The organism is Marinobacter sp. NFXS11 (genome assembly GCF_040148675.1).
GTDB lineage: Bacteria > Pseudomonadota > Gammaproteobacteria > Pseudomonadales > Oleiphilaceae > Marinobacter.
In genome coordinates this window covers 1,926,687-1,953,398 of sequence record NZ_JAGDDV010000001.1, presented here as the reverse complement: position 1 = coordinate 1,953,398, position 26,712 = coordinate 1,926,687, and the positions used below count along the sequence as shown (strand labels likewise).

Genomic DNA, 26,712 nt, shown 5'->3' with positions numbered 1-26,712 from the left:
GGTCTGGAACCACCTGATCCCATCCCGAACTCAGAAGTGAAACAGACCAGCGCCGATGGTAGTGTGGCGTTGCCCATGTGAGAGTAGGTCATCGTCAGGCGCCTAATACCGAAAACCCCAGCATCCTAGATGCTGGGGTTTTTTATTGTCTCCAGAAAAGACCTGGATCAGGGCAGCCAGATCTCAAACACCCCACCACCGAGGCTCCCACCGTTGTGGAGTTTTATCGACCCACTTCGCTTTCCCTCACTGTGCAGTCTGGCAACGGATGAGGCGAAGAACAGCCCGAGGCTGGTACTGCCACTCTTGAAATCAAGGGATTTGAAGTTGAGTGTTCCCGTGTGCTGCATGCTGTCGGGATAGCCCTTGCCATCGTCCTCAACACCGATCACCAGATAACCGTCTCTCTCACCAGCGGTAAGCCGGATTCTGCTGCGGGTGTAGCGGATGGCATTGTTGATGGTGTTGTTGAGTACGCCGGTCAACAGATCCTCGTCGAAAAAGCCGTTTATGTCCTCAGCGTCCACAGAAACCTCAATGCCGAGCCCTTGCAGAAGAGGGTTGTGTCTGGCCAGGTGTTCCGAGAGGAAATCCGGCACAAAGTGCTCCTCAATGTGTGCCGAGAGGTTGTTCTCGCCAAGCCGGTAGATGCCAAGGAGTTGCACCAGATCGTTGTGCATCCGTTCGGCTTCGTACTGCAGGGTATTGAAGCGGGAAGATTCCCCGAGGCTTTCCTCGTGCTCGCTGCGAAGCTCGTCGAGGGAATTAAGGAGCATGCCAAGCGAGTTCTTCATATCGTGAACGGCTGAGGCAAGCACCATGGAAAAATCGATATTCTGGTCTTTCATACCATCAGCCCCTTCAGTTTTCGTTGTAAGGCGATATAGCGCCGATGTTGGCGGTGTTGCTCTGGTAGTCCTGACAGGCGATCCAGGCAAGACTGGCAGCGTTTGAGGAGTTGAGCGTCACCGGGACCGTTGTCATTCTCCTTCATCAGCACCTGAACCAGGTTAAGGTTCAGGGCCGCGTGGTCCGGGACGATTTCCAGAGCCTTTGAAAAGATCTCCGCGGCTTCTTGCAGGTTCCCGGCTTCGAAGGCTTTTATGCCATCCCGGTTGAGGGTTCGGGCTTTGATTTTCTGCCGGAACCCTACGGGCTCATCAAGGAGGCTTTCAATCTTCTGAAGTATGTCAGGCTCGTTGCTGAACCGCTCTGACATCTCTCGTAACAGCGATTTGGCGTCGCTTTCATGTCCGAGTCGAAACAGGGTTTTGGCGTAATCAAGCCCCGTTGCTGCATCCAGGGCGGTGGCATCGCCGAGTTCCGGTCTGATCCTTTCGAGGATTTTGCTTGCCTCTTTGTCCTGACCCTGTCCTGCATAAACCCGACATTGGACGATCTGGCTCCGCAGGCTGATACCTTCCTCACTCTCGAATCGCTTTTCCATCTTCTTCAGAACCGTCAGTGCTTGCCTGGCTTTTTCTTTGCCCTCTTCTTCAAGATCCCCCTCGCTGAGGTCGGAAAGAGCCTGGCCCAAGGCGAGGTAATGCTCTGAATTGTCGTGGATCGAGTGCGTGCCAAGCTCTACTGTACGCTGCCAGGCCTCGGATGAGGTCTCGAGATCCTGGTTGGAACCGGCCAGTTGTGCGAGATGCTTTTGCCGCAGTAATGCATTGGGGGAATGCTCGATGGCTTTTTCCAGTACCTGCTGTGCCTGTGTCGGCCGGCCCTGCCGTTCGAACCCTTCTGCCAGAAGGTCGTATGCCTCCATGTAGTCCGGGTGGTTTGCAATAAGCTCTCGCAGCCCGTCTACCGCCTGGTCGAAGCTTCGATTAGCGAGCAGGACTTTGCAGCGTCCGAGCCTTGCCCAGGACAATTCCCGTTGCGCAAGGACGTCATCGTAGCTTTTGAGCGCGTGCGCCAGGTCCCCGAGCTGGAAATACAGGTCGCCCAGGGTTTTCATCAACCAGGTCTTATAACGGGGTTGCCGGGGCAACATTTGGAGACAGAGCGAAATGGCTTCCGGGTAGTTTTCCCGGTCAATTTTCCGATTGATGGGCATGAGCGTGTTGCGCTGGCTGATCAGGGCGCTAAGACGTTTCTCGAGTACAGCCCGGTTGATGGGTTTGGTCAGATAGGCATCGGGCTGGTACTCCCTCGCCCCCATGACCATTTCCTTGGAGGTCTCCGCTGTCACCATGAGGAACAGGGATGAGCGCTTCAGTAATTTTTTGTACCGGAGGTCCTCGAGAATATGCTGGCCATTCTTGCCCTCTCCCAGGTTGAAGTCGCATAACACGACATCCACGTGATTATAGGTACAGTGCTGGATGGCCTGACTGGCATTGGAAACCAGCTCGATAGTGTCAGCGCCACAACTGCGCAACATCTGGCGCATGGACAATCGGAAATTTTCGAAGTCATCGATGACGAGATAGTTGAGCTTGCCGAAAGGATTGAAGTCCGCTTTGGTATCGGTCATGAGCGCTTCTGTTTGAGTAGCTTGTTTACCAGTGCCCTCAGTGCAGCCGGTTTCACCGGTTTGTAGAGAATCTGGTAGCCCCGGTTGATGGCGTCCTCCCGCACTTCAGGCGCCATATAGCCGGTGATGAGTATGCCCGGGATGTCCGCATTAAGGGCGCCGCGAATGCTATCCATGGCATCGAGGCCGTTCTTGTTATCATCCAGCTGATAATCGGCAAGTATAATATCGGGCCGATTCCCTTCCAGTTTTTCCATGGCGTCTTCCAGGCTTTCGGCGGCTGTCACGTCACATTTCCAGTTCCCAAGCAACGCGACCATGCCCTGCAGGATAGCCGGGTCGTTATCGATGCACAGGAAGTGCAGGCCACCAAGGTTTGATACCCTGCGTGAGCCCGATGCGGGCTTGGCGGCGGCGGTCTCGTTCTGTTCCGGGGCCGCTGTTGGTACTGTGATACCGAAGACACTGCCTCGGCCCTGAACGGAATGGACGCTCACCGGGTGGTTCAGCATGCCGCTGATACGGTCAACGATGGCGAGACCGAGCCCCAGGCCCTTTTTGTCCCGGCCATGCTGAAAACGACGAAATTCCTCAAAAATGTGTGTCAGCTGGTCATCGGGTATCCCGGGACCGGTATCCCAGACTTCTATACGGATATAGCCTTTCAGACGCCGGCACCCGAGCAGAATTTTGCCTTCCGGCGTGTAGCGTATGGCGTTGGACAGGAAATTCTGGACCACACGACGCAGCAATTTTGAATCGGAGCGAATCCAGACCGTGCTTGGCACAACGTGCAGCTCCAGGTTCTGGTCCTTGGCGATTGCCGAAAAGTCGGTTGCCAGGTGGCGCATGATCTCGTTCACGGGGAAGACCCCTATGTCCGGTTCCAACGCACCCGCGTCCAGCTTTGAAATATCCAGCAGGGTGCTGATGATCTCCTCGGCAGCCCCGAGAGAGCTGTCGATGTGATCCACCAGATCTTTCATTTCGCCGTCATCGGCTTTGCCAGCGAGGGCAGAGGTGAACAGTCGCGCTGCGTTCAGCGGTTGCAGAAGGTCATGACTCGCCGAGGCGAGGAAGCGTGTCTTGCTCTGGTTTGCCTGCTCGGCCACGGATTTGGCCTTCAGCATCTGCTCATTGATGACCTGAAGCTCCTGGGTACGTTCCTTGACCCGCTGCTCGAGATAGATATTGGTCTCCTTGAGGGCCTGCTCGGTTCTGCGCATGGCCGTGATGTCCTGGAACGTAGTGACATAACCGCCACCGGGTATCGGGCTGCCATCGATGCGTAATACAGTACCGTCCGGTCTCTGGCGCTCGTAGGACATCGGCCGGCCTTCCCGCATGCTGGCGCAGCGATCGACGACGATCTCATCAATCCGGCGGGCTGATAGATTCGCATTGGTGAGGTTATAGCGCATCAGATCTTCAACAGGCCGACCAACCCTGACGAAACCCTTCGGGTAGGTGAACAGCTCCAGATACCGGTGATTCCAGACCACCAGTTGCTGCTGGTGGTTAACCACAGACACGCCCAGACTGATATTTTCAATCGCTGACTGCAGCAGCTCCCGGCTGAACGTCATGGCCTGGGACGCTTCGTCGACGATGCTGACCACATCCTCGATCTGCATGTCCCGGCCGGTGAGCGTCGATTCGAGCACCACCCTGGCGGTGGAGGCGCCGATGACCGAGGCCAGCTGGCGCTCGATGTATTTCATAAGATGCGCCGATGCCGGGCGGTGTGGGTGCAAACGGATGGCATTGCGGCGTTCGTAATTCCGGAAAATGGTTTCCGAGCGTTCTTCACCCATGAACCGGTCGGTTAGCGCCTGCAGGTCGGATGTCAGAATTTCGCCCTGCCAGCTCTGGTGCTGCGCGGTTTCCGCTTTGGGCTGCGGATCGTGGAAGAAGGAGGCAATCTGAATCTTCTCGCGGACACGTTGACGGGTCAGCATCGAAAGTACGATGTACACCAGCGTGTTGATGCCGAGGCTCCAGATAATGCCGTGACTGGTCTGGTCCAGCTCGGACCCGAAAAGGGCAGTGGGGCGAGTCCAGTTCAGCCCCCAGATTCCCTGCTCAATCAGGGTGTCAGAGACCCAGCCGGTGGTGGCCAGTGCCGGCAGTAGAAGGGTGTAACACCACATCAGGAAGCCAAGGCCTAGGCCCCAGACGGCGCCCATGTAATTGCCCCGGCGCCAGATAATGCCGCCTACCAGCGCCGGCCCGAACTGCGCCGCTGCCGCAAAGGAGAGGAGGCCGAAGGCCGTCAGGCTGTAGTCTTCGCCGGCCATCCGATAAAAACCATAGGCGGTGAGCAGTACCACAAAGATAGCGACCCGGCGGATACTCAGGAGCAAGTAGCTGAGGTCCGTGCGCCGGTTCATGCCCGGTCGGAAAAATTTCAGCAGGGCCGGCATGATGATCTCGTTGCTGACCATGGTGGCAATCGCCACGGAGCACACAATTACCATGGCTGCTGCCGCTGACCCGCCACCGAGGAAGGCCAGTATGGCCAGCCATTCCTCGCCCGCCATTATCGGCAGTTGCAGTATCAGGATGTCAGGATTTCCAGCAGATGCCTCGGGCGACAGCAGGCCGGCAGCGGCAATAGGAAGCACAAAGGCGCTGGCTACGATCAGGTAGATCGGCATGGCCCAGCGGGCAATCTCGAAATCCCGATGATCGGTATTCTCAACCACCATGACATGAAATTGCCGGGGCAGGCAGATGATGGCGAGCATGGCAATGAGTGTCTGGGTAATAAACGCGGGCGCTTCGATACCATCGGTGGTCAGGGTGCCGATCAGGTCGGCGTCCCGGGCCCGTTCAAACAGGTCGCCAAACCCGCCGTAAAGCCCGTAGCCAACGAACAGGCCAACGGCGACGAAAGCCACGAGCTTGATCAGTGACTCGAAAGCCACGGCCTGGATCATGCCCCGATGATGCTCTGTGGATTCAAGATGTCGGGTACCGAATAGAACGGTGAATACGGCCAGGGCAAGGGTGATGTACCACGCGGAATCATTCCAGGCCGCCGTGCTCAGCTCTTCATAGCCTGTTCCGGTGGCCGATAGCACATTGAAACCCATCGCAATGGCTTTCAGTTGCAGCGCAATGTAGGGAACACTGCCGATCAGGGCAAAGGTCGCAATCATCGCAGCCAGAAGCTGGGATTTTCCGTACCGGGAGGCAATGAAGTCGGCAATGGAGGTACTGTTGTTGCGCTTGCTGATATAGATGATCCGGCGCAGCAAGGGCGCACCGAACACGAAGACCAGCAAGGGCCCGAGGTAGATGGGTAGAAACCCCAGCCCCTCCTGGGTGGCGCGTCCAACGGCGCCGTAGAAAGTCCAGGAGGTGAAGTAGACTGCCAGAGACAGTGCGTATATGTGCGTGCGTGCCAGGCGCCTGCGATATAACCCGGGGTGTTTGTCGCCGGCCCAGGCGATCACGAACAGGATCGAGATGTAGGTGATGGAAATGAGGACCAGCAGCCAGGCACTAATCATGGTTACGCGTTCTCGACAATATCAACAGGTTGGTGCATCACGCTAACGAGGTATCACTCGGCGCAGACGGTTTCATACAGGGGATCTCCGGGCTCGAGCAGTTTAAGGTTATCCACCCGCGGGCTTCCGTCAGATCCCAGAGGTACCAGTTCCCGGGTCGCACAGTTAATAATGTGAACGCGATGAGAAACCGCGTCCGTCATTTTCTGCTCGAAGCGATAGAGGGTGAACCGGACGATGTCTTCGCTGCTGGTGTCACGGCTGATGCTTTTGGTGTCTACCGTGGAAAATGCGGTGACGTAGGGGAGCACGAAGGTCCATGGCCGCCAAAGGATGCCGTCGGATTCGGTGCTCACAACCACCGCTTCATCCGGCAGGCGAGCTTCTTTCTGGTCGAACCAGGTGTATTCCATGTAAATGAGATAGCCGAGCATGCCCGCGCCGGCGAAAACCGGGATGATCCACTTCGGGGCTTTGTTTCGGGTGGCGGCGCGAATACCCAGTGCGATACCGGCAGCGCCAAGGCCGCAAACTACAGTAGCGACAAATGTCCAGAACATATAATGACTTCCTCAAAAAAGAACGGGCTCCCTCATTGAGGAAGCCCGTTCAGTATCAACCTGTCAGTTCATGGAACGAATCAGGCTGAGATGTTGCTTAGTGGTCTGTAGCCTGACCGGCACCACGTGGGTAACGGACGCTTTCGACCAGTTCCTGAATCTCAACGGGCGGTTCTTCAGTTGCGTTGGATACAATGAAGGCTACCGCAAAGTTGACGATTGCACCAACCGCGCCGATGGACAGCGGGGAGATACCCAGCACCCAGTTTTCCGGGGTGTCTGCCAGGTTATTGGTGCCCGGAATGAACAGCCAGCCCTTGTACACGAAGATGTACGCCAGGGTGAAGGCCAGGCCGGTCAGCATGCCGGCGATTGCGCCTTTGTTGTTCACACGCTTGGAGAAGATACCCATCATCAGCGCCGGGAACAGGGATGCAGCGGCGATACCGAATGCCAGTGCAACAACCTGTGCCGCGAAGCCGGGAGGATTCGCGCCAAGCCATGTGGCGACTACGATGGCCACTGCCATCGATATCCGTGCTGCAAGCAGCTCCCCTTTCTCCGAAATCGCTGGATTAATGGAACCCTTGATCAAATCGTGACTGACCGCCGAGGAGATCGCCAGCAACAGACCGGCCGCTGTGGACAGTGCTGCTGCCAGACCACCTGCTGCGATCAGACCAATGACCCAGCCTGGCAGGTTGGCGATTTCCGGGTTGGCCAGAACCAGGATATCCCGGTTTACGACCAGCTCGTTACCGTTCCAGCCGCGGGCTTGGGCCGTAGGCGCGAAGGCTTCGCTGTCGTTGTAAAGCTGGATACGGCCGTCTTCGTTCTTGTCGGTGAACTGGATAAGACCAGTTATTTCCCACTCCTTGATCCAGTTTGGACGCTCATCGTACTGGATCGGCTCCGCTGAGGTGCCGTCCGGATAGATGGTGGTCATCAGGTTCAAGCGAGCCATGGAAGCAACAGCAGGCGCAGTCAGGTACAGCAGGGCGATGAATACCAGCGCCCAGCCTGCGGACCAGCGTGCGTCAGCCACCTTGGGTACGGTGAAGAAGCGGATGATAACGTGTGGCAGGCCTGCAGTACCGATCATCAGCGACAGGGTGAACAGAACCATGTTCAGCTTGTTGTCGATATCGGCGGTGTACTCATTGAAGCCGAGGTCGGTGATCACCTGGTTCAGCTTGCTGAGGATCGGCATTCCGGAATCAACGTGAGTCGAGAACAGACCCAGACCTGGAATCGGATTCCCGGTCAACTGCAGGGAGATGAACACGGCAGGAATGGTGTAGGCAACAATCAGTACACAGTACTGTGCCACCTGGGTGTAGGTGATCCCCTTCATGCCGCCCATTACCGCGTAGACGAATACCACAACGGCCGCGATCATCAGGCCGACGGTGGAATCAACTTCGAGGAAGCGGGAGAAGGCAACACCGGCACCAGCCATCTGGCCGATAACGTAGGTTACAGACGCTACGATCAGGCAGACAACCGCCACAAGGCGGGCATTCTTGCTGTAGAAACGGTCGCCGATAAACTCGGGAACCGTAAACTTGCCGAACTTCCGCAGGTACGGAGCCAGCAGCATGGCCAGCAGAACGTAACCGCCAGTCCAGCCCATGAGGAAGGTGGAGTTGGCGTAACCACCGGCAGCAATCAGACCTGCCATGGAGATAAAGGATGCCGCGGACATCCAGTCGGCGCCGATTGCCGCGCCGTTGGTGATCGGATGGACACCACCGCCGGCCACGTAGAAGTCACTCGTGCTTCCGGCCTTGGCCCAGATAGCGATTGCGATGTAGAGGAGGAATGAGCCCCCTACAAACATGATGTTAATGGCAAATTGGCTCATTCGTTCTTACTCCTCGTGCACGCCGAATTTTTCATCGATCTTGTTCATGCGCCACGCGTAGTGGAAGATCAGAGCGATGAACGTAAGGATGGAACCTTGCTGGGCAAACCAGAAGCCCAGATCAGTACCACCAATCGGAATACCGGCAAGCATCGGACGGAGCAGAATTGCAAAGCCGTAAGATACCAGTGCCCAGACGATCAGGCTCCCGAATATCAGGCGCAGATTCGCCTTCCAGTATGCTTCAGCATCGTAGCTATGACCTGCTGACATAGGATCACTCCTGTTTTGTTGTTGTGGAGGTTGGGTGGGTTTTTGGTGAGGCACTTCGGTTAGAGAATTTATTATTCATATAAGTACTTCTCCGACTAGTTGTCCCTACTGACTTTACTGGTCAAGCGATTTATAGATATTGGCAAAAGGTCTAATTCTCAGTAATTTGGCGTGACGTCGGTCTATTAATGAGACGTGCTGCCGGGCATCGATTCAGAAACGATGCATGTTTTGAAGGCGCCGGTGGTAATGGAGCTTGTCGTAAAGCCCTTTCAGTGTTTTTACCCCTTCCGACCGCGCCTTATTGAGGGCAACCAGGGTCAGTTCGGCTGTAGCGAGAGCATCGGAAGCGGCGTGGTGACGTTCGCTGACTTCAAGTCCAAAATAATCGGCCCAGTTGTCGAGTCCTTTGCCACCGGTCTTGGTGTTCGGGAAAAATGCAGGCATCAGGTCTGCCACGTCCATCCAGGTGTGAGAATGGGTATAGCCAAGCTGCGCCTTCAGGGTCTTTTCCAGGAATTTCTGATCGAACGCCGAGTGGTAGGCCAGGATCGGGTCGCCGTTCATCCACTCAAGAAGATAGAGAAGGGCATCCTCGATTTCGTGCCCCTGGGTCAGCGCCTCAGGCCCGATCCCGTGAATAAGCACGGTTTCGCGGATGTCGAGCTCCGGACGCCTGAGAATCAGATCGAACTGGTCGCCCAGGTGGATAATGCCGCCGCGAATGGCGACGGCCCCGATAGCGATGACCTCGTCTTTCGAGGGGTTCAGGCCCGTGGTTTCCAGATCAAGCACGATCAGGCGGCAATCCGTAAGCAGCTGCTCTCCCGGCGTTTTCGGATTGGGTAGGTTGCCAGGATCGTGACTACCGATTTTTCCGCCCCGGCGATGCTCAATCCATTGTTTGATCTGTTCCAGCATGTCTCGCGCCTGAAGGTCAGAGTTGGTAGGTAACTTCGAGTTTCTGTTGCAACCGCTGCGCCTGCCTGAAGGATTCCCGCAGGATTCGGCGGTCGAGTGGGTTCAGATCGTCGGGATCGATGTAGTTAGTGAGCTCCTCTCCCTTTGCCAGCATTTCCTGGTGGGCCCGCATGCGGATTGCCTGGATCAGGCTATAACCTTCCTTCCAGGCGTTGGCATCTTTCGGATCGAAGACGCCCTTTTTCGCCAGCTCATCCATGCGCTCCAACGTGTTCGCTGTCTCAACGCCATTCGCCAGGGCGAAAACCCGCACCGCCTCAACAAACGGGGCCAGGCCCTGGCGCTTGAGGTCCAGGGAATGCTTGTTGCCCTCGGATATATAGCGGAAATTGCGGAACATGGTGAGCGGCGGCTTCCGTTGAAAAGCATTGCCGGCAAGCATTTTCTGGAACAGGGCGTTTTTCCGGATCCGCGTGAGGATCTTGTCCAGAAGGTCGTTCAGCGGCTCGGTTGGGCCGTAGATAGCCCTCATATCAAGAAAAATTGAGGAATACACCAGGTTCTGGGGCGTGGAGGCATCAATGAACCGGATAAACCAGTCGTCCCACTCCTTGTCGCTCAAGCAGAGTTTCGGGTTGCTGGCCATGATGTTGCCCTTGCACAGGGTAAAGCCGCATTCGGCCAGTTCGTCGTTTACCTTTCGCGCAAAGGGCAACAGCTTTTCCCGGACCTCTTCGGCGGTCATCCCTTCCGGCGTCTGGAACAGTATGCCGTTGTCCTGGTCGGTCAGCAGGGTCTGCTCCTGGCGGCCCTCGCTGCCAAACGTCAGCCAGGTGAAGGGAATGCCCGGGTCGTTCTTCTTGATGTTCAGTTCCAGGACCCGTCTGACGGTTACATCATTGAGCGTGGTGATGATCTTGACCACCTGCCCGGAGTCGGCGCCGTGGGCGAGCATTGCATCCACCAGGCGTGATACGTCTGTTCGCAGGCTGACCAGGGTGCGCAGGTGGGTGGCCGTGCCAATGGTGCGGGCAAGATTCACCAGATCCACGCGCTGCAGGGAGAACAGGTCTCGTTCCGAAACCACGCCAATCAGTTTACGGTCATCGTCGATGACACAAAGATGCGCAAAATGATGCTCCGCCATCAGCATTGCGGCTTCGAACGCATCTGCGTGGGAAGGAAGGCAGCAGGGATTCTTGGTCATTACCTGCTGTATCGGTGTATCCAGAGGGCCGGCGCCCTCGGCGATCATGGTGCGAAGGTCCCGCAGTGTGAAAATGCCGGTTGGGATGCGGTTTTCATCGGTAACGATAATGCTGCCGACGTTGTTTTCGTGCATTCGGGCCACGGCTTTACGCACCGGCAGATCGGGAGAGCAGACAATCGGATTGCGCAGGGCATAGCGTTCGAGTGGCGTATCGAGGGAGGTGCTGGACCCGATTGAGGCCATGGCACTTGACTGTATGCGCCTGTTTACCTGATCGAGCAGGCTGCTGACGCCCCGCAGGCAAAAATCCCGGAACGGTTCGCTTTCAGCAAAGAGTGTAACGAATGCCGTCTGTCCGATGCTGAGGCAGAAGGTGTCGCCGTCTGCCCGATGCAGGGTTCTGGTGGGCCGTTCGCCGATCATGGCGGCGAGGGGAAAGCACTCGCCCCGGCTGATTTCGAAGGTCGTTTCCGTGCGGTCTTCCTTGTCGTTGTGGCGCTCGCCACGAATCCGTCCCTGCTTGACCACGTAGAATCGTTTGACGACATCCTGATCAGGAGACAGGACGACATCGCCATCGGCGTAGAACTGGATGGAGGCGTTCTCCGCGAAATGCGCAAGATGGGCGTCATCCATGCTGGAGAAAGGCGCATGTTCCCGCAAAAACGTCATGATGGCGCGGATGTTCTGCGGGCGTTCATTTTCCTGGTGCGCTGAGGCCATGTCCGTTGTCACTCGCTGGTTATTATTGTCCGTCTGAAGTGTAGTGTAGCCAAAGCATCTGTTGCCCTACGATTTTGGTCGCAATAAGTCTGACATAGATCAGTTTTCTTTAAGGCCGGTTACCCGGGTGGTAAAGTCGGTTCCTGAAACAGGTCATTAATTGTAACGCCATGACTACCAAAGAAGAGCGCCTCAGCTTCCTTGAGGAAATGAAAGACGTCCGGCGTATCCGTAAGCCTAACCGGGCCGAGGTGACAACGCCCCGGGAACTGACGCCAGGCCATCTGGAGCGTCAGAGGGCGGCTGTTGAAAAGCCTGCGCGGGACGCCAATCCCCTGACTTCCGACATGGTAGAGCCACTCACGGCCCACGATATACTGAGCTGGCAGCGGCCAGGCATCCAGCACGGCGTATTCCGAAAGCTCCGACTGGGCCAGTATCCGATCGAAGCCCGCCTTGATCTGCATCGTATGACGGTTGAGCAGTCCCGGCGCGAAGTCTTCAGGTTCATCGGTGATTGCGTGCGCTATGGCCTGCGTTCGGTCATCATTCTTCATGGCAAGGGCGAGCGTAATCCTGATGGTATCGCCCAGTTGAAAAGCTACCTCGCCAAATGGTTGCCAGAGCTGGACGATGTCCTGGCCTTTCATTCGGCCCAGAAACACCATGGTGGTACGGGGGCTGTATATGTCATGGTGCGAAAGAGTGACCGGGATAAGCAGCATAATCGTGAACTCCACGGCAGCCGTTAGGGCTGCCAATCCCAAGTATTCCTTAACAATAGCCGCTGAGGCGGCTGAACGGAGGTTATCGTCGTGAAGAAAGCTGTATTGGTTGTATTCGCCGTACTGGCGCTGGCCGGTTGTAAGGATCGAGTTATCTGGAACGACAACGGCAAAGTTGAAGAGGCCACAACGGACCGGGAGGTCTGGGACTCAAACGGCAAGATGGAGTCGGGCGAGCGCAAGATCTGGGTTAACAAGGATGGCGAAGAAGTCGTCAAATAGGACTCTGGTATCTGCCGCAGGGGTAATCACAATAAGAAATCCGGAAATAATGCCGGAGACAGGTAAAGGAGAGGGTTGGGATGGCCGTGAGCCTGACAGTCAATGGCGACGAGCGGTCGCTGAACATCGAGGGGGATACGCCTCTTCTATGGGTATTGCGTGATGAGCTGGGGCTCAAGGGAACCAAATTCGGTTGCGGCGCGGGCCTCTGTGGCGCCTGCACGGTTCACCTGAACGGGCAGCCCGTGCGTTCCTGCTCGACACCGGTCCAGATGGCCGCGGGTGGTGATGTGGTTACGATTGAAGGCCTGGGGGAGGGGAGTCGTCTTCATGCCCTGCAGGAAGCCTGGATCGAACACGGCGTTCCCCAATGTGGCTACTGCCAGTCAGGCCAGATTATGAGTGCGACCCACCTTCTGGCCACCAATCCGGCGCCTTCACGTGAGGAAATTGTTGCGGCCATGACAGGCAATCTCTGCCGATGCGGTACCTACTCGCGGATCATTGCAGCCGTGGAATCCGTCGTTGGCGCTGAGACGTCAGACGGCGCTCAGGGAGGGGCAGCGTAACATGGCGATGAACCGACGAAATTTCCTCAAGGTCAGTGCCGGTGCCTCCGGCAGCCTGATGGTTTCAATAACGTTGCCGGGCTGCGCGGGAATCCAGACGGGTTATAAGCCGGACACGGGCGAATGGCGTCCCGATGCCTGGCTGGAACTCACTGCCGATAATGAAGTCTTCTTCACTCTGGCCCGGGTTGAAATGGGGCAAGGCACCTACACCGGGTTGACGACTTTGATTGCCGAAGAGCTGGAAATCCAGCCGGAACGGATCACGCCACGCTTTGCACCGGTGGCGCCGGAGTATCGAAATCCTCTGTACAAGCTGCAACTGACAGGCGGTAGCACCAGTGTTGCGACCAGTTGGGAGCCGCTTCGAACGGCCGGTGCGGAAGCCCGGCAAATGCTGGTTATGGCGGCAGCACGTGTATGGAACGTCGAAGCAACCGAATGTCGCGCCAGTGAAGGCAGGGTGGTGCACCCGAACGGTATCGACTCCATGGCCTATGGCCAGTTGGTTGAGTTGGCCGCCAAAGAAGTGCTGCGTGGTGACATATCGCTCAAACCGCAGAGCGAATGGAAATACATTGGCAAGCAACAAGGCAAGCTCGATGCCCGGGCGAAGTCCACGGGAACCGCAGTTTACGGGATTGATGTCGATCTTCCGGACATGGTGTACGGCGTTGTTTCACGCTCTCCCCGACGCGGCGGTCGGGTCCGGGACTTCAACGCTGATCAGGTCCGTGCAATGACGGGTGTGCTTGATGTATTTGAGATCGAGCGTGGCGTGGCCGTTGTTGCCGACAAATACTGGCGTGCCCGGAAGGCTCAGGACGCGCTCAAGATAGACTGGGATTTTTCGGATGCCGTGTCTCTGTCTACGGGCGACGTGTTCGACTCCTACCGCGCCGCCGCCGATGACGATCCCGGAGAGTCCGAGCGTAGTGAGGGCAGTTTTGCCAGTGCCATGGAGGAGGGCGACCGGGTAGTGGAAGCGGAATATGCCCAGCCCTACCTGGCCCACGCGACATTGGAGCCCATGAATGCCACGGCCTGGTACCGAGAGGACGGCATGGAAGTGTGGGCCCCTACACAGGCGCCGGACCTTGGCCGGATTGCAGCAGCCCGGGTGACCAATCTTGGCCCCGACGATATCACTATCAATACGACCTTTCTCGGCGGCGGTTTTGGCCGTCGACTGACTCAGGACTATATCGAAGAGGCCGCGGCAGTGGCCTATCGGGTCGGACGGCCGGTTAAGGTCATCTGGTCCCGTGAAGAGGACACCCGTCACGATCTCTATCGCCCGGCCATGCTGCACCGCATGAAAGCCAGCTTCGCGGGCAGCGAGCTGACAGGCTGGCATCACCAGATCGTGGGCCCGCAAATTCTTGACTGGTACGTCCGCAATGCGGCGCCTGCCCAGTATCCGTGGGCTCCAAAGTTCATGTACGACACTTTGGGCAGTGTCGGGCTGATGGCCGAAGGCATTGCGACGCCGAAAGATTTCTCCGCAATCGAGGGTGCCATCGAGTATCCGTACCGGGTGTCCAACGTTGATATCCGTCATACCCACACCGATCCCGGCATTCCGATTACCTGGTGGCGTTCGGTAGGTTTTTCCCACAACGGGTTTGCCGTCGAAACCTTCATGGACGAACTTGCCCATGAGGCAGGTGAGGATCCGTACCAGTTCCGTCGTCGCCTGATTTCCCACGAGCCAAGGCACCTTGAAGTGCTTGACCGGGTTGTCAGGCTGGCCGACTGGCAGTCGCCTGTGCCAGAGGGTCGGGCCCGGGGACTCGCCCTGTTCCGCAGTTTCGGAACGTACGTTGCCCAGGTGGTGGAAGCCGGAATCGAGAATGGTGCGATCCGGGTATACAAGGTCACCTGCTCGGTGGACTGTGGCCAGGTCGTAAACCCCCGTATCGTGGAGGACCAGATCGAGGGCGGTATCCTGTTTGGGCTGACTGCGGCACTTTATGGAGAAATCACGCTGGAGAATGGCGAGGTCCAGCAGAGTAATTTCCACGACTACCCTCTAATGAGGCAGTACGAGCGTCCTGAGGTACTGGTGGATATTGTTGCAAGCAGCGAGTCGCCGACGGGAGTCGGCGAGCCTGGCGTGCCGCCGGTGATCCCGGCCCTGGGTAATGCCCTGTTTGCGCTCAATGGAAAGCGGCAGCGTAGCCTGCCATTGAGAGCCAATGCCTGATTCAAGCGTCGCGTATTCGGTCGCTACCGGCCGTCAGACAGTGTTAGAAAACATGTCTCGCTGGCTGGCGGAAGGTCAGAGAGCCTGGCTTTGCACCATAGTGGAAACCTGGGGCTCCTCGCCGCGTCCGGTCGGCTCCTGGCTGGCGATTGCAGAATCCGGCCACTGGAGCGGGTCGGTGTCCGGTGGCTGTCTGGAAGAAGATCTGCTTCGGCGCACAGCGGAAGACGGGCCGGACCATCCGGTCTTCGTTGATTATGGAATCACCGATGATGACCGGGATCATTTCCAGCTGCCTTGCGGTGGCCGGATACGGCTTCTGATCGAACCCTTCCGGAGCCAGACGGGTAACGATCACGTTCAGGCACTGGCGGCTGCCTTGCGCGATCGCGAACCGGTGGTTCGTCGCGTGCCAATAAACGGGGTTACGAGCCTGGAGCGTTCTGTCTCCCTGGCGGGTAACGCGGTCCACTTTGACGGCGAACAGCTCCTTCACACCCTGCAGCCCGAGTGCCGTCTGTTGTTGATCGGTGCCGGCGAAGTGGCCCGTTACGTTTTCGAATTCGCGACCGCGGCGGATTTTGCGGTCACCCTCTGTGAGCCGAGGGAGGCCTTCGCCGCTGGCTGGAGTTTTGAGCAGATCCCCCTGGACCGGCGCCTGCCCGATGATCTGATTTCGACACAGTTCGGCGACGCCTGGTCCGGTATCCTGGCCCTCGCCCATGATCCACGCATTGATGATATGGGGTTGTTGGCAGCTCTTCACTCCAGAGCCTTTTACGTTGGCGCCATGGGATCCCGAAGAACCTCGGAAGCCAGGCGGGAAAGGCTCGCCTCTCTGGGTCTGGAAGAACACGCACTGGAGCGTCTGCGAGCCCCCATTGGTGTCGATATTCCGAGCAAGACACCGGCAGAGATTGCTGTCTCCATTGTCGCCGATTTGATTGCCGCACGGCATCATTTGCGGGGCGCCGCTTCGTCCCTATAATGTCGCCCATGGGAGTGTCCCAAGCGCTCTGAAACCCGGGAGAGAACTCGTGTTTGATGTAACCCGATATGCCGTCGCCGCGGATGCGATTGTGCAAGCCGGTCGGTTCCTGTATCAGCAGGGTTGGTCGCCCGCAACCAGCAGTAACTATTCTGCCCGCATCGATTCCGAGCACATTGCCATTACCGTTTCGGGCCGTCACAAGGGCCAACTGGGTGCGGGTGATGTCATGGTGGTCGATCTGGCTGGCCGGCCGGTACAGAGCGACTGTCGCTCCTCTGCAGAAACAAGGCTGCATACGGTGCTGTATGAGGTCTTTCCCGAGGTGGGCGCGGTTCTGCACACCCACTCGGTGAAGGCAACGGTGCTGAGTCGTCTGCTTGAGCCCGGCCAGCCACTGGCGCTGGAGGGCTATGAGCTGCAGAAGGCATTTACCGGCGTTGAGACCCACGAATCAGTCCTGACGGTTCCGGTGTTCGACAACACCCAGGACATCGACGCGTTGGCGGCGCACACTCGCGAATGGTTCCGGGAGCATCCGGAACAGCCAGGCTACCTGATTCGTGGCCATGGCCTGTACACCTGGGGCAAAACCATGGCCGATTGCCTGCGCCATGTCGAAGCCTTTGAATTCCTGTTTGAATGTGAGCTTGAAACCATGAGGGTTCGCCCATGACTACCCTGAGTATTTTCGACCAGAGCCAGCCCGAAAAGGCACGCAAAGTGACCGGGAATCCTGAAGAAATACGGGAGCTTCTGGCCCGCCACGGTGTGCGCTATGAGCAGTGGCCAACGAAAGATCTGCCGGCTGACGCATCCCAGGAAGACATCCTTGAGGCCTACAGCGAGGAAGTCTCGAAACTGAAGCACGAATGTGGTTTTCAGACCGCGGATGTGATCAGCCTGAACCCGGACAATCCGCAAAAAGACGCGGTCCGGCAAAAGTTCCTGGATGAGCACACCCACAGTGAAGACGAAGTTCGTTTCTTTGTCCGTGGCCAGGGTCTGTTTTACCTGCACTTCGGCAACGAGGTGTTCGCCGTGCTGTGCCAGAAAAACGATCTGATCAGTGTGCCCGATGGCACTCGCCACTGGTTTGATATGGGCCCGGAACCTGCATTTACCTGCATTCGCCTGTTCACCAACCCCGAGGGCTGGGTGGCGGACTTTACCGGTGAAGACATCGCCGGTCGCCTGCCTCGCTATGAGGCGCTGGCAGGAGCGGCCGAATGATCCGGGTTGTGCTCACGGATATCGAAGGCACCACCAGCTCTATTTCGTTTGTGCACGATGTCCTGTTTCCCTATGCCAGCGAGCACCTGCCGCGTTTTGTCCGTGACCAGCATCAGGACAGCCCTGCTGTGTCTGAGCAACTGGACGCAGTGGCCGAGGTTTCAGGCGTTGCGCGTGAGGATGTCGAAGGGCTGATCCAAGTGCTTGAAACCTGGATCAGGGAAGACCGCAAGGAAACCTCTCTTAAGACGCTGCAGGGCATGGTCTGGGAGCAGGGATATCAGCAGGGAGAGCTGAAAGGGCACATCTATGCTGACGCAGCCGACTACCTTCAACGCTGGCATGATCGGGGGCTGCGTTTGTTCGTATATTCATCAGGTTCGGTGAAAGCCCAGAAGCTGATTTTCGGTTTTACCACGGAAGGCGATTTTACGCCGTTTTTCTCGGGCTATTTCGATACCCGTATCGGGGGCAAGAAAGAGACGGTTTCATACCGGAATATTCTGTCTGAGTTGGGCGTCGAGGCCTGCACGGTGCTGTTCCTGTCTGATGTGGAAGCTGAACTGGAGGCAGCCGAGGAAGCCGGCATGCAAACCGCCTGGCTTGTTCGCGAGGGAGATCTGCCGGAAACCGAACGTTTCGTTGCCCGTGATTTTGCGGAGGTCGATACCCTGCTGCAAAAGCGCTAGGCCCAGGGCTTTTTAACGCCATCGCAGGAGGAATGAATGCCCGGAACCGGAATTTGCAGAATCTTTGCGCCGGTTCTCGCCGTGCTTCTTGCCGGTTGCGACCCGTTCTCGGATGCTCGTCCCATGATGGACGAATATGTGGAGCGGGTGGCCCGCGTGTTGGAAACCGATCCCGAGTTTTCTGACATCCCCTCCGCCAGCCAGCTTCCCCGCCGCCGTGACCGTGTGCTGACCATGCCCGAGCTGGACATGGGGATGCTTGATTTTCTCTCGCTCTACGGTTGTGAACTCCAGTACGTTGTTGGTGAGAAAAACTCGGTGATGGGGCGAGTTATGCAACCCCTGAACCGCCTTCGTTATGAAATCCGGTTTATCGAAGCGGCCAGGGACTGTCTGCCGGATATAGAAGATGAAGAATTTGCCGAAGAGCTTGCCGGTGGTATCGACAGCAAGCTTGAATCCCTGCCCATCGCCATCTGGAATGCCACCTGGGGCGTAGAAGAAATCGAAAAGCTGTTTACCCTGGCCAAGGGCTACTATCCCGTCGCGCCAGAGGGCAATCCGGTGTCTGATCTCGCTCTTGATATCGACAGCCTGAACGCAGCAGTGGCTCGTTTGTACTCTGAAGATCTGGCGGTTTCCCTCGACTTTGCCGGCGATGTTCATCAGCGCTGGCAGGCAGAATACCGGGCCGGGCAGTTAATCAACAGTGCGCTTCTTTTGACTGCAAGGCTGCGGGACGGGACGGCATTGCTCAAGCAAAGAATTGAAGGCAAGCCTCTGTGTATTAACGGCCAGCCCAACAACCAGTCGAATATTGTTCAGAGCATGTTCTTCAGTGTGTACATCGAGAAGATCCAACCCTATATGAGCACTGTGACCCAGGGGCGGGTGGCGCTGATCGAGCCGTTCGAACAGTTGGCGGAAATGCAGCGGGCGGTCATGCCAGAAAGTTTCGCCGGCTGGTATGAGCGGCATCTCTCGCAGGGCGCCGAGGCCAGTCTGTGGCGGGAGCTCGACGTGGCCATGATGGCCCACACCAAAGCCTGGCAGGAATTACTGGGCCAGTGCGGATTGCGCCCGGGCGCCTGACCCTGCTTCAACGCTGGCTTTCGGGCGTTACCCTTAAAATTTCCTCGACCGTAGTCTGGCCGGCAGCAACTTTCTGCGCGCCACTGAGGCGCAGTGACTTCATGCCTTCCTTGTAGGCATCCAGCCTGAGCTGCTCCAGCTCGCAATGGTCGGTGATCTGTCTGAGCAATGCGCCAGATAGCGTCATGATTTCATACACGCCTGCCCGCCCAAGATAACCGGTGTTCCGGCATTCCAGGCATCCCACAGGGTGGTAGAACTGCTTGGGAACGGGCGCTTTCCAGGGCCTGGTGAGGGTTTGCCAGGCCTGTTCATCAGCAGGGCCGGGGGATTTGCAGTGAGGGCAGAGCGTTCGGGCAAGCCGTTGTGCCATGACGCCCAGTACCGTTGCCCGTATCAGGTAAGGCGGAATGCCCAGTTCCATCATCCGGGTGATCGCACTCGGGGCGTCGTTGGTATGCAGTGTCGATAGCACCAGGTGGCCTGTCAGGGCAGCCTGCACGGCCATTTCCGCCGTTTCCAGGTCGCGGATCTCGCCGATCATGATGATATCCGGGTCCTGACGCAGCAGCGCCCTTACGCCGGCTGCAAAGGTCAGGTCGATATTGGTCTGAACCTGCATCTGGTTGAACGCCGGCTCCACCATTTCGATGGGATCCTCGATGGTGCAGACGTTTAGCTCGGGCGATGCAATCTGTTTCAGGGTCGAATACAGGGTCGTGGTCTTGCCGGAACCAGTGGGCCCAGTGACAAGGACGATGCCGTGTGGGCGGGATGTGATTTCCTGCCAGCGCTGGCGGTCTTCCTTGCCGAATCCCAGTTGCTCGTAGGACTTCAAAAGCACGTCTGGATCAAAGATCCGCATGACCATCTTTTCGCCAAAGGCAGTCGGCATGGTGGCCAGACGCAGTTCCACCTCCCGGTTGTCGGGTTTGCGGGTCTTGATACGACCGTCCTGGGGGCGGCGTTTTTCCGCCACATTCAGGCGACCGAGGATCTTGAGGCGACTGGTCACCGCCACGCCCACATGCTCGGGGAACTCATAAACGTTGTGCAGCACGCCGTCTATCCGGAACCGGACCTGGGTGACCGTGCGGCGGGGCTCGATGTGAATATCCGAGGCGCGCTGGTCGAAGGCGTACTGCAGCAACCAATCGACAATCTTGACGACGTGCTGGTCATTGGCGTCCGGGTGTTCGCTGGCGCCAAGATCGAGCAGCTGCTCGAAATTCTGGTTGCCGGCAACACCCGGGCCCTGGCTGCCACTGGCCTTGCTGACGGAATTGGCGAGCTGGTAGAACTCTACCGTGTACCGGCGGATATCCTCGGGATTGGCGACAACGCGCCGGATATCCTTGCGGACGGCCTGTTGAAGGTTCTGCACCCAATCGCTCTTGAAAGGTTCTGTGCTGGCGATCAGCACCTCATCGGCGCCGATCTCAACTGCCAGGATGCCATGGCGCTGGGCGAAGGCGTAAGACATCACCCGGGCAATGGCGGGTGTGTCGATCTTGAGGGGATCAATATGGTAATACGGTTGCCCCGCCCAATCGGCCAGCCAGTGGGTCAGCCTATCCAGATCCAGGGTGCGACCGCTCTTCTGGCTGGTCAGCGCAGCAATCGCCACCAGTTCCAGCGGGTGGCGCTTGCCTTTCTGTCCGTCGCCGGTTGCCGCGCCCAGGTTGGCCGACAACACCCGCTCTGCGTCTTCCTGGCTGATTTCCCCGCTGGTAACGAGCGCGGTGCAAACATCTCTCAGGGTCAGGTTACTTCTGGGCGGCGCGGGTGGCCGCTGCACCGTTCCGGAGTTGCTTGTGTCAGCCATAGAGGGTCAGTTCCACATCTTCAGGGTGTGTTTCCGTCTGCCACCGGCCGGTTCACCTTCAGGTGAATCATGGCAACAGTGAACAACAGGAAGGTCAGTGCCGTCAAAATGAGCGGCCCCGGGGCGCCTTCGCTCAGCCATGCCGAAACAACGGCCTGAGTGAAGTAGAAGATCACCACGAAGGACATCCAGATATAGCCCCGATTGTGACCGCGAAAGACCGTGACCGCAAAGGGCAGAAGCGGAACCAGTTTCACCGCCAGCATTAACGATATTGAGACGCCCTCGACGGGGGCCGGGTAGAACGTCGTGATCAGCAGGGTTGCAAGCACGCCGATATAAAGGGCGATCGTCGCCCGCACAGTGACGCGGGCCTTCGGGTTGTTCAGCATAGTGTGTTCCGGAATCGATAAGTGTAGAGCAAAGTACGTCCTGCGCCCGGTCGCGTATCAGTCAGCGAGCTTTAGCGCCAGGCGCGCCAGGCGTTCGCCGAAGGCCTGGCACAGGGCTTTCTCATGCGTGCTCAGTGGTTGCTGTTCGCCGGTTCCGGCCCAGTGGGTAGGGCCGTAGGGTGTGCCACCGGTGTCTGTTTCGCTGAGACTTTTCTCCGAGTAAGGCAGGCCGCAGACCACCATGCCATGATGCAGCAGTGGCATCATCATGGTCATGAGTGTCGTTTCCTGCCCGCCATGGAGGCTGCCGGTAGAGGTAAACGCGCCCGCCGGTTTGCCCTCAAGGGTTCCGCTCAGCCAGAGGTCGCCGGTACTGTCGAGGAAATGCTTCAGGGGCGCCGCCATGTTGCCAAAGCGTGTGGGGCTGCCGATGGCCAGGCCGGCGCAGTTTGCGAGATCGGATTTGCTGGCGTAGGGCGCTCCCGAGTCCGGCACTGCGGGCAGGGACGCTTCCGTGTCCGGTGAAACCGGCGGTACCGACCGTAACCTCGCCTCCATGCCTGTTACCCGGGCCACGCCACGGCCAATCTGGCTGGCCAGCTCCGCAGTCTGGCCTGTGCGGCTGTAAAATAGCACGAGAACGTAGGGCAATTGATCGGACATCGTCAGAGATCCTTCTGATCTGGCTGGAGGAGATTGTTCGGCGTTACAGAATCGCGAGAACGTTTTCCGGTGGCCGGCCAAGTGCTGCTTTGCCGTTGGCGGTCACAATCGGTCGTTCAATCAGTTTCGGTGTTGCTACCATCGCGGCGATGAGTTGTTCGTCGCTCAGGTCGGGGCTGTTCAGGCCCTGTTCTTTATACTCTTTTTCTTTCGTGCGCATCAGTTCGCGGGGGCGAAGATCCAGAGCGTTCAGGATATCCGTGAGCTCCTGCTCTGTCGGTGGTGTTTCCAGGTAGCGTATAATCTCTGGCTCAATTCCCCGTTCGGTAAGCAGTTCAAGGGTTTGGCGGGATTTCGAGCAGCGAGGGTTGTGGAAAATCCGGGTTGGTTCTGTCATCTTCGTGCCTGATTGTCTGAATGGAGTCCACGATTTCTGTGGCCGGTAGTCTAACAGGAGGTTTTCCAGTGCAGTACCCTGATTCTGTCCGTGGGCGTTCCGGCCTGCATGTTCTGGCCGTGGCGCTGCTCATTCTGGTGATGTCCGGCTGTCAGAAAATCGAGCTTGAGCGGGCAGAAGGCACAAAGCTGAACTGGGACACCTTGCGCGGCCAGTGGGTGCTGGTTAACTACTGGGCGGAATGGTGCAAACCGTGCCTTGAGGAAATTCCCGAGCTCAATGAGCTGGACAAGGCGCCCGACATTACCGTACTCGCCGTCAATTTTGATGGGGTACAGGGCGACGCATTGGTCGAACTGGGCGAGCGTATGGGCATTGAATTTACCATGCTGGCGGACGATCCAGGGCCGGGGTTCGGCTGGAAGTTACCGGTCGCGCTGCCTGCCACTTTTCTGGTTAATCCGGGCGGCGATCTGGTCGAAACCCGTTTTGGACCCCAGACCGAAGAAGAACTCCGGGCCGTGATCGGCGGTTGAGCCGGCCGCCCCAACTGAATTACACAGCAGGAATAACCTGACGTTATGTCGCAGACTTTTGTACACCTCCGCGTCCATTCCGAATACTCCATGGTGGATGGCCTGGTCAGGGTTAAACCGCTGATCAAGCGCGTTGCCGAGCTGGGCATGCCGGCTGTTGGCCTGACCGAGCAATCCAACATGTGCTCGCTGGTTCGCTTTTACAAGGCGGCCATGGGCGCGGGCGTCAAACCCATCATTGGCGCCGATCTGTGGCTGGAAAATCCGGACGAGCCCGAGAACCCGTTCCGGATCACCCTGTTGGCGCGAGATAACGACGGTTATCTCAACCTCACCGAAATCATTTCCCTGGGGTATACCGAGGGGCAGCGGTTTGGCAAGCCGATCATCCAGCGCAAGTGGCTTGAGGCGCGGGCGAACGGTTTGATTGCGCTCTCTGGTTCGCGAATGGGCGATGTGGGCAAGGCTTTGATGGCGGGCAAACCGGAATTGGCCCGCGAACGGGCCCGATACTGGATGGATTTGTACCCGGATAGCTACTACCTCGAGTTACAGCGCACCGGTCGTCCCGGAGACGAAGACTGCCTGCACCTGAGTGTTGAGTTGGCGGGTGCTCTTGGCCTCCCGGTGGTTGCCACTAACGACGTGCACTTCCTCGAAGCGGAAGACTTTGAGGCCCACGAGGCCAGGGTCTGTATCGGTGAGAGTCGTACCCTGGATGATCCGCGCCGTGATCGCCGGTTCAGTGATCAGCAGTACCTGCGCAGCGCCGATGAGATGATCGAGCTGTTCAGCGACATTCCGGAAGCGATCGAGAACACCGTGGAGATTGCCCGGCGCTGCTCGGTGAAGGTTCGGATGGGCGAGTACTTCCTGCCCAATTACCCGATTCCCGATGGCATGACCATGGACGACTATTTCCGGAAGGTCTCCGAGGAGGGTCTGGAAGAGCGCCTGGCCAAGACCCTCAGCAAGGACGATCCGGAATACGATGCCAAACGCGAGGCTTACTACAAGCGCCTGAACTTCGAGCTGGATATCATCATCCAGATGGGGTTCCCGGGCTACTTCCTGATCGTGATGGACTTCATCAAGTGGGCCAAGAACAACGGCGTGCCCGTGGGGCCGGGTCGGGGTTCCGGTGCCGGCTCGCTGGTGGCCTACGCCCAGTTGATCACCGATCTGGACCCGCTGGAATACGATTTGCTGTTCGAGCGGTTCCTGAACCCGGAACGGGTTTCCATGCCCGACTTTGACGTCGACTTTTGCATGGAGGGCCGGGACCGGGTGATCGAATACACCGCCCAGAAATACGGGCGTGAGGCGGTGTCGCAGATCATTACCTTCGGCACCATGGCCGCGAAGGCGGTTGTGCGGGATGTTGCCCGGGTGCAGGGAAAATCCTATGGCCTGGCCGACAAGCTGTCTAAAATGATTCCGTTCGAGCCGGGCATGACCCTTGAGAAGGCTCTGGAGCAGGAGCCACAGCTGGTCGAGTTTCTCGAGAACGACGAAGAAGCCCAGGAAATCTGGGAAATGGCCTTGAAGCTTGAGGGGGTGTGCCGGAACGCTGGTAAACACGCCGGTGGCGTGGTGATCGCACCCACCAAGATCACCGATTTCTCGCCCCTGTACTGCGACGACGAGGGCGGCAGCCTGGTTACCCAGTTCGACAAGGGCGATGTGGAAGACGCCGGACTGGTGAAGTTCGACTTCCTGGGTCTGCGGACGCTCACGATCATCAAGTGGGCGCTGAACATGATCAATCCGCGCCGGGAAAAGAAGGGCATGCAGCCGCTCGACATCAACGAGATTCCGCTGGATGACGTGCCCTCGTTCGACATGCTCAAGAAAGCTGAAACCACGGCAGTGTTCCAGCTGGAATCCCGGGGCATGAAGGACCTGATTCGCCGCCTGCAGCCCGACTCACTGGAAGATATGATCGCCCTGGTGGCCCTTTTCCGGCCGGGTCCGCTGCAGTCCGGCATGGTGGACGACTTTATCGATCGGAAGCACGGTCGCCAGCCCATGTCGTTCCCGCACCCGGATTACCAGTATGAAGGCCTGAAGCCGGTGCTGGAGCCCACCTATGGGGTTATCCTGTACCAGGAGCAGGTCATGCAGATCGCCCAGGTGATGGCAGGTTACACTCTTGGTAATGCGGACATGCTTCGTCGGGCCATGGGTAAGAAAAAACCGGAAGAAATGGCCAAGCAGAAGCAGTTTTTCCTGGATGGCTGTGAACAGAACGGGATCAATACCACCCTGGCCGAAAACATCTTTGACCTGGTGGAAAAGTTTGCGGGTTACGGCTTCAACAAATCCCACTCGGCTGCCTATGCGCTGGTGTCCTACCAGACCCTCTGGCTGAAAGCCCACTACCCGGCGGAATTCATGGCCGCGGTACTGACCGCCGATATGCAGAACACCGATAAGGTGGTCACGTTGGTGGAAGAGTGCCGGAATATGAAGCTGGACCTCCTGGTGCCCGACGTCAGTCGCTCGGAATACACCTTTACCGTCAACGACGAGGGTCAGATTGTCTATGGCCTGGGGGCCATCAAGGGGCTGGGCGAGGGCCCGATCCAGAGCATCGTCGAGGGGCGTGGTGATGGCGAGCCCTATCAGGATATTTTCGATTTTTGTCGACGCATTGACCTGAAAAAGGTCAACAAACGGGCCATGGAAGCGCTAATCCGCTGCGGCGCCATGGACAAGCTTGGCGCCAGCCGGGCTCAGTTGATGGCCAGCATTGATAAGGCCGTGCAGCAGGCCGGCCAGCAATCCCGGAACGAATCCGTCGGCATGATGGATATGTTCGGTGAAATGCTTGAAGCGGGGGACGGTGGCGATCCCTACGAGGACGTGGCCGGTGTGCGCGAGTGGCCCGAGAAGCAGCGTCTGAAGGGCGAGAAAGACACGCTGGGGCTGTACCTTACCGGCCACCCGTTTGATGAATATGAAAAAGAGGTTCGGCGGTTCGTAAGATCCTCCATTGCCGATTTGAAGCCGAACAAGTCGCCCCAGCGGGTCGCCGGGTTGGTGGTTGCCCAGCGCACCATGAAAACCCGTACCGGCTCCACCATGTGTTTCATTACGCTGGATGACAGGAGCGCCCGGATAGAGGCGACCCTGTTCTCGGAAGCCTTCTTTGAAAATCGGGAGCTGTTGCAATCTGACCAGGTGATTGTGGTGGAAGGGCAGGTCAGTCACGACGACTATTCAGGCCAGATGAAGATGCGGGTGAGCTCGGTGATGGATGTGGCGAGCGCTCGCAAGCAGTTCAGCCGCGGATTGAAGCTGAATCTGCACGCCGATCAGCTACAGAACGGACTGCTGGAGAAACTGGACACCACCCTCAGGCCGTTCCGGTGTGAGGGCAGCCCCGTTTGGATTGAGTACAGCAGCCCCGAGGCGTCCACACGGATCGAGCTGGGCGAGTCCTGGCGGGTGCAGCCGGATGACAACCTGCTACTGGAGCTCCGTTACCTCGTAGGCGACCAGTCGGTAGAACTGGTCTATGATTGAGTAAGCTGAAAATTAAAACTTTGTCAGATAGCGGACTCA

Annotated in this window: 23 protein-coding genes and 1 rRNA gene; 12 read left to right on the top strand and 12 right to left on the bottom strand. The window is 57.9% G+C overall.

Annotated features, from left to right (window positions below):
- A 5S ribosomal RNA gene (gene rrf, locus J3362_RS09120) occupies positions 1–100 on the top strand; the annotation flags it as partial.
- Positions 101–167: 67 nt separating this feature from the next.
- Here the strand turns inward: rrf and J3362_RS09115 are convergent.
- The 8 genes from J3362_RS09115 to J3362_RS09080 all read right to left on the bottom strand — a co-directional run bounded on the left by J3362_RS09115 (position 168) and on the right by J3362_RS09080 (position 11,548).
- Positions 168–848, bottom strand: coding sequence for a sensor histidine kinase (locus J3362_RS09115; RefSeq protein ID WP_288365780.1), 681 nt, complete (start codon positions 846–848; stop codon positions 168–170).
- The gene (locus J3362_RS09110) at positions 845–2,482 is read right to left on the bottom strand and encodes a tetratricopeptide repeat protein (RefSeq protein ID WP_349519224.1); all 1,638 of its coding nucleotides are present in this window, start codon (positions 2,480–2,482) and stop codon (positions 845–847) included. Before J3362_RS09110 ends, J3362_RS09115 begins: the two co-directional genes overlap by 4 nt.
- Positions 2,479–5,997: a hybrid sensor histidine kinase/response regulator gene (locus J3362_RS09105; protein WP_349519223.1), complete on the bottom strand. Its 3,519-nt coding sequence runs from the start codon at positions 5,995–5,997 to the stop codon at positions 2,479–2,481. The genes J3362_RS09110 and J3362_RS09105 overlap by 4 nt, the downstream gene beginning before the upstream one ends.
- Before the next feature lie 53 nt (positions 5,998–6,050).
- Positions 6,051–6,557, bottom strand: coding sequence for a hypothetical protein (locus J3362_RS09100; protein WP_014576695.1), 507 nt, complete (start codon positions 6,555–6,557; stop codon positions 6,051–6,053).
- A 97-nt stretch (positions 6,558–6,654) separates the two neighbouring features.
- The gene (locus tag J3362_RS09095) at positions 6,655–8,421 is read right to left on the bottom strand and encodes a sodium:solute symporter family protein (RefSeq protein ID WP_349519222.1); all 1,767 of its coding nucleotides are present in this window, start codon (positions 8,419–8,421) and stop codon (positions 6,655–6,657) included.
- Between the two features lie 6 nt (positions 8,422–8,427).
- Positions 8,428–8,694 carry a DUF4212 domain-containing protein gene (locus J3362_RS09090; protein WP_008172923.1) on the bottom strand — a complete coding sequence of 89 codons (267 nt, stop codon included), beginning with the start codon at positions 8,692–8,694 and terminating at the stop codon, positions 8,428–8,430.
- A gap of 213 nt (positions 8,695–8,907) precedes the next feature.
- Entirely contained in the window at positions 8,908–9,615 is a 708-nt protein-coding gene (locus J3362_RS09085) for a 3'-5' exonuclease (RefSeq protein WP_349519221.1), read from the bottom strand.
- A gap of 16 nt (positions 9,616–9,631) precedes the next feature.
- Complete coding sequence (locus J3362_RS09080) at positions 9,632–11,548, bottom strand: putative nucleotidyltransferase substrate binding domain-containing protein (RefSeq protein ID WP_349519220.1); 1,917 nt, start codon at positions 11,546–11,548, stop codon at positions 9,632–9,634.
- A gap of 170 nt (positions 11,549–11,718) precedes the next feature.
- Here J3362_RS09080 and smrA point away from each other — a divergent pair, with 170 nt between their 5' ends.
- From smrA to J3362_RS09035, 9 genes are all read left to right on the top strand, one after another.
- Entirely contained in the window at positions 11,719–12,300 is a 582-nt protein-coding gene (gene smrA / locus J3362_RS09075; protein WP_349519219.1) for a DNA endonuclease SmrA, read from the top strand.
- Between the two features lie 63 nt (positions 12,301–12,363).
- Complete coding sequence (locus J3362_RS09070; protein ID WP_349519218.1) at positions 12,364–12,555, top strand: hypothetical protein; 192 nt, start codon at positions 12,364–12,366, stop codon at positions 12,553–12,555.
- Between the two features lie 80 nt (positions 12,556–12,635).
- Complete coding sequence (locus J3362_RS09065) at positions 12,636–13,124, top strand: (2Fe-2S)-binding protein (RefSeq protein WP_349519217.1); 489 nt, start codon at positions 12,636–12,638, stop codon at positions 13,122–13,124.
- On the top strand, positions 13,081–15,330 hold the full coding sequence (locus tag J3362_RS09060; protein ID WP_349519216.1) for a xanthine dehydrogenase family protein molybdopterin-binding subunit: 2,250 nt from the start codon (positions 13,081–13,083) through the stop codon (positions 15,328–15,330). Before J3362_RS09065 ends, J3362_RS09060 begins: the two co-directional genes overlap by 44 nt.
- Entirely contained in the window at positions 15,323–16,318 is a 996-nt protein-coding gene (locus J3362_RS09055) for an XdhC family protein (RefSeq protein WP_349519215.1), read from the top strand. The genes J3362_RS09060 and J3362_RS09055 overlap by 8 nt, the downstream gene beginning before the upstream one ends.
- A gap of 49 nt (positions 16,319–16,367) precedes the next feature.
- Positions 16,368–16,994, top strand: a complete 627-nt coding sequence (locus J3362_RS09050; RefSeq protein ID WP_349519214.1) for a methylthioribulose 1-phosphate dehydratase — start codon at positions 16,368–16,370, stop codon at positions 16,992–16,994.
- Entirely contained in the window at positions 16,991–17,551 is a 561-nt protein-coding gene (locus tag J3362_RS09045; RefSeq protein WP_349519213.1) for a 1,2-dihydroxy-3-keto-5-methylthiopentene dioxygenase, read from the top strand. Before J3362_RS09050 ends, J3362_RS09045 begins: the two co-directional genes overlap by 4 nt.
- Complete coding sequence (gene mtnC, locus J3362_RS09040; protein WP_219119814.1) at positions 17,548–18,240, top strand: acireductone synthase; 693 nt, start codon at positions 17,548–17,550, stop codon at positions 18,238–18,240. The genes J3362_RS09045 and mtnC overlap by 4 nt, the downstream gene beginning before the upstream one ends.
- A 36-nt stretch (positions 18,241–18,276) precedes the next feature.
- Positions 18,277–19,332, top strand: a complete 1,056-nt coding sequence (locus J3362_RS09035) for a DUF3080 domain-containing protein (protein ID WP_349519212.1) — start codon at positions 18,277–18,279, stop codon at positions 19,330–19,332.
- Between the two features lie 7 nt (positions 19,333–19,339).
- On the opposite strand, the gene tfpB is transcribed toward J3362_RS09035, so the two are convergent.
- From tfpB to arsC, 4 genes are read right to left on the bottom strand one after another with little or no spacing between them, the layout of a single operon-like run.
- On the bottom strand, positions 19,340–21,157 hold the full coding sequence (gene tfpB, locus J3362_RS09030) for a type IV pilus assembly ATPase TfpB (RefSeq protein ID WP_349519211.1): 1,818 nt from the start codon (positions 21,155–21,157) through the stop codon (positions 19,340–19,342).
- Positions 21,158–21,177: 20 nt separating this feature from the next.
- Positions 21,178–21,549, bottom strand: a complete 372-nt coding sequence (locus J3362_RS09025; protein WP_349519210.1) for a DUF2069 domain-containing protein — start codon at positions 21,547–21,549, stop codon at positions 21,178–21,180.
- Positions 21,550–21,606: 57 nt separating this feature from the next.
- The gene (gene wrbA, locus J3362_RS09020) at positions 21,607–22,212 is read right to left on the bottom strand and encodes an NAD(P)H:quinone oxidoreductase (protein WP_349519209.1); all 606 of its coding nucleotides are present in this window, start codon (positions 22,210–22,212) and stop codon (positions 21,607–21,609) included.
- A 43-nt stretch (positions 22,213–22,255) separates the two neighbouring features.
- A complete protein-coding gene (gene arsC / locus J3362_RS09015; RefSeq protein ID WP_349519208.1) occupies positions 22,256–22,609 on the bottom strand; it encodes an arsenate reductase (glutaredoxin) in 354 nt (117 codons plus the stop codon).
- 68 nt (positions 22,610–22,677) lie between these two features.
- Here arsC and J3362_RS09010 point away from each other — a divergent pair, with 68 nt between their 5' ends.
- Complete coding sequence (locus J3362_RS09010; protein WP_349519207.1) at positions 22,678–23,145, top strand: TlpA family protein disulfide reductase; 468 nt, start codon at positions 22,678–22,680, stop codon at positions 23,143–23,145.
- 45 nt (positions 23,146–23,190) lie between these two features.
- Positions 23,191–26,673, top strand: coding sequence for a DNA polymerase III subunit alpha (gene dnaE / locus J3362_RS09005; protein WP_349519206.1), 3,483 nt, complete (start codon positions 23,191–23,193; stop codon positions 26,671–26,673).
- The last annotated feature ends 39 nt before the right edge of the window (positions 26,674–26,712 follow it).

Excerpts from the sequence above, each read along its gene's own strand:
- J3362_RS09115 (WP_288365780.1), bottom strand. The coding sequence starts at position 848 with ATGAAAGACCAGAATATCGATTTTTCCATGGTGCTTGCCTCAGCCGTT.
- J3362_RS09110 (WP_349519224.1), bottom strand. The coding sequence starts at position 2,482 with ATGACCGATACCAAAGCGGACTTCAATCCTTTCGGCAAGCTCAACTAT.
- J3362_RS09105 (WP_349519223.1), bottom strand. The coding sequence starts at position 5,997 with ATGATTAGTGCCTGGCTGCTGGTCCTCATTTCCATCACCTACATCTCG.
- J3362_RS09100 (WP_014576695.1), bottom strand. The coding sequence starts at position 6,557 with ATGTTCTGGACATTTGTCGCTACTGTAGTTTGCGGCCTTGGCGCTGCC.
- J3362_RS09095 (WP_349519222.1), bottom strand. The coding sequence starts at position 8,421 with ATGAGCCAATTTGCCATTAACATCATGTTTGTAGGGGGCTCATTCCTC.
- J3362_RS09090 (WP_008172923.1), bottom strand. The coding sequence starts at position 8,694 with ATGTCAGCAGGTCATAGCTACGATGCTGAAGCATACTGGAAGGCGAAT.
- J3362_RS09085 (WP_349519221.1), bottom strand. The coding sequence starts at position 9,615 with ATGCTGGAACAGATCAAACAATGGATTGAGCATCGCCGGGGCGGAAAA.
- J3362_RS09080 (WP_349519220.1), bottom strand. The coding sequence starts at position 11,548 with ATGGCCTCAGCGCACCAGGAAAATGAACGCCCGCAGAACATCCGCGCC.
- smrA (WP_349519219.1), top strand. The coding sequence starts at position 11,719 with ATGACTACCAAAGAAGAGCGCCTCAGCTTCCTTGAGGAAATGAAAGAC.
- J3362_RS09065 (WP_349519217.1), top strand. The coding sequence starts at position 12,636 with ATGGCCGTGAGCCTGACAGTCAATGGCGACGAGCGGTCGCTGAACATC.
- J3362_RS09055 (WP_349519215.1), top strand. The coding sequence starts at position 15,323 with ATGCCTGATTCAAGCGTCGCGTATTCGGTCGCTACCGGCCGTCAGACA.
- J3362_RS09045 (WP_349519213.1), top strand. The coding sequence starts at position 16,991 with ATGACTACCCTGAGTATTTTCGACCAGAGCCAGCCCGAAAAGGCACGC.
- mtnC (WP_219119814.1), top strand. The coding sequence starts at position 17,548 with ATGATCCGGGTTGTGCTCACGGATATCGAAGGCACCACCAGCTCTATT.
- J3362_RS09035 (WP_349519212.1), top strand. The coding sequence starts at position 18,277 with ATGCCCGGAACCGGAATTTGCAGAATCTTTGCGCCGGTTCTCGCCGTG.
- tfpB (WP_349519211.1), bottom strand. The coding sequence starts at position 21,157 with ATGGCTGACACAAGCAACTCCGGAACGGTGCAGCGGCCACCCGCGCCG.
- J3362_RS09025 (WP_349519210.1), bottom strand. The coding sequence starts at position 21,549 with ATGCTGAACAACCCGAAGGCCCGCGTCACTGTGCGGGCGACGATCGCC.
- wrbA (WP_349519209.1), bottom strand. The coding sequence starts at position 22,212 with ATGTCCGATCAATTGCCCTACGTTCTCGTGCTATTTTACAGCCGCACA.
- arsC (WP_349519208.1), bottom strand. The coding sequence starts at position 22,609 with ATGACAGAACCAACCCGGATTTTCCACAACCCTCGCTGCTCGAAATCC.
- dnaE (WP_349519206.1), top strand. The coding sequence starts at position 23,191 with ATGTCGCAGACTTTTGTACACCTCCGCGTCCATTCCGAATACTCCATG.